This window comes from Streptomyces sp. MZ04 (assembly GCF_004684775.1).
In the GTDB taxonomy this organism is placed as follows: Bacteria; Actinomycetota; Actinomycetes; order Streptomycetales; family Streptomycetaceae; genus Streptomyces.
The window spans coordinates 1-2355 of the sequence record NZ_SRIC01000516.1; the positions used below are offsets into that span (position 1 = coordinate 1).

Sequence of the window (2355 nt, forward strand, 5' to 3'; positions counted from 1 at the left end):
GGTTGCCCGGGGCGGGGGCTCATCGTCGTATGACCGTGTCCTTGTCCTAGTAAAAGGCCTGGTAAAGGGCCTGGTAAAAGGCCTGGTAAGGGGGCCGTGTAAGAGCGTCGGCTCGCGCTCAGACCGAGACCGGCTCGAGGTCCGCGGCCTCCGACTCGGCGACGACGCCCGCGACGCGGCGCAGCTTCTTCATCGGGCCGAGCTCCGACTCGTAGACCTTCTTGACGCCGTCACCGAGGGACGCCTCGATGGTGCGGATGTCGCGGACGAGACGGGTCAGGCCCTGCGGCTCGACCGAAGCGGCCTGGTCCGAGCCCCACATGGCGCGGTCGAGGGTGATGTGGCGCTCGACGAACGTGGCGCCGAGGGCGACCGCGGCGAGCGTGGTCTGCAGGCCGGTCTCGTGGCCGGAGTAGCCGATCGGGACGTTCGGGAACTCCTGCTGCAGGGTGTTGATGACCCGCAGGTTCAGCTCCTCCGCCTTCGCCGGGTACGTCGAAGTGGCGTGGCAGAGAAGGATGTTGTCCGAACCGAGGACCTCCACCGCGTGGCGGATCTGCTTCGGGGTCGACATGCCCGTCGAGAGGATGACCGTGCGGCCGGTGGCGCGGAGCGAGCGCAGGAGCTCGTCGTCCGTCAGCGACGCGGAGGCGACCTTGTGGGCCGGGACGTCGAACTTCTCCAGGAAGGCGACGGCCTCGGTGTCCCACGGGGATGCGAACCAGTCGATGCCGCGCTTGGCGCAGTGCTCGGTGATGGCCTGGTACTCGGACTCGCCGAACTCCACGCGGTGGCGGTAGTCGATGTACGTCATCCGGCCCCAGGGGGTGTCGCGCTCGATGTCCCACTGGTCGCGCGGGGTGCAGATCTCCGGGGTGCGCTTCTGGAACTTGACCGCGTCGCAGCCGGCGTCGGCGGCCACGTCGATCAGCGCGAGCGCGTTCTCGAGGTCGCCGTTGTGGTTGATGCCGATCTCGCCGGTGATGTAGACGGGGCGGCCGGGACCGGCGGTCTTCGAACCGAAGGTGCGCAGACGGGAGTTGGAGCTCATGACAGGAACTTTCCTTACTTGTTGAGGGAGGGGCCGAGGATCCATGCGGCGATCTCTCGGATCGCGCCGTCACCACCGGGGAGAGCGGTGACCGCGCGTGCGGCGCCGCGTACGACGTCGTGGGCGCTCGCGACCGCCACGGGCCAGCCGACAAGGCCGAAGCACGGGAGGTCATTGACGTCATTGCCGACGTAGAGCACGCGCTCGGGAGCGATGCCCTGCTCCTCACACCACTGCTTGAGTGCGAGGTCCTTGCGGTCGATGCCGTGCAGGACGGGAAGCTTCAGCTTCCTGGCCCGCGCGGCGACGACCGGGTTCTGTTCCGTGGACAGGATCAGCAGCGGCAGGCCCGCGTCACGCAGGGCCGCGATGCCGAGTCCGTCCCCGCGGTGCACGGAGACGAACTCCCGTCCGTCGGAGTCGATCAGCACCCTGTCGTCGGTCTGGGTGCCGTCGAAGTCGAGTACGACCGCGTCGATGTCGTCGCGGGTCGGGAGGGCGTCGGCCCGGTCGGAGTCGAAGAGCGGGGCGAGCGCGCGGGCACGGGCGAGGTCGTGCGGGTCGTCGATCTCCAGGACGCGCGCCGGGTCCGTACGGACGAGCTCGGTGCGGCCGAAGAAGCGGTGCTTGTGCTCGCGGAAGCCGGTCACGTCCATGCCGTAGACCGCGCCGGTCTCCAGGAGGTCCTGGGGGCGGTCCTGGCGGCGCGGGCGGAAGGACTTGTCGTGGTTGACGCCGTAACCGCCGTCGGTGGCCGTGGAGTTGGCGACCTTGGTGGTGCCGCCGACCTCGCCGGTGCGCTGTGCGCCGAGGCCCGCGGGCTCGTCGTCGGCGTCCCGCCAGACGAAGCCGTGGAAGGGCGCCACGGTCAGCGCCGTGTCCGCGCCGCCGTCGGTGATCGACCCGACCACTCCGTCGACGTCCTCGCGGACGATGAAGGGGCTGGTGCACTGCACGAGGAGGACCACGTCCACGGTCGCGCCGTGCAGCGTCTCGTGCGCGTCCATCGCGTGCAGCACCGCCGCCTCGCTGGTCGCGGTGTCCCCCGCGATCGCGGCGGGGCGGAGCACCACTTCAGCGCCCGCCGAACGCGCCGCCTCGGCGATCACGTGGTCGTCCGTGGAGACGACGACGTCCGTGACGAGCCGGGCGGCCAGGCACTCGCGGATGGCGCGCGCCACCAGCGGCACACCGCCGACCGGGGCGAGGTTCTTGGCGGGGACGCCCTTGGAGCCGCCGCGGGCCGGGATGACGGCGAGGACACGGCGTACGGGGGTTCCCGCTGGGTGGGGGTTGGACCTTAT

The 2355-nt window shown here is 70.4% G+C and carries 2 protein-coding genes; both read right to left on the reverse strand.

Going from position 1 to position 2355, the window contains the following annotated elements; translation table 11 throughout:
• Window positions 1-118: 118 nt before the first annotated feature.
• Complete coding sequence (locus E2651_RS42645) at window positions 119-1051, reverse strand: N-acetylneuraminate synthase family protein (protein ID WP_135336634.1); 933 nt, start codon at window positions 1049-1051, stop codon at window positions 119-121.
• 14 nt (window positions 1052-1065) lie between these two features.
• Window positions 1066-2355 carry an acylneuraminate cytidylyltransferase gene (locus E2651_RS42650; RefSeq protein ID WP_135336635.1) on the reverse strand — a complete coding sequence of 430 codons (1290 nt, stop codon included), beginning with the start codon at window positions 2353-2355 and terminating at the stop codon, window positions 1066-1068.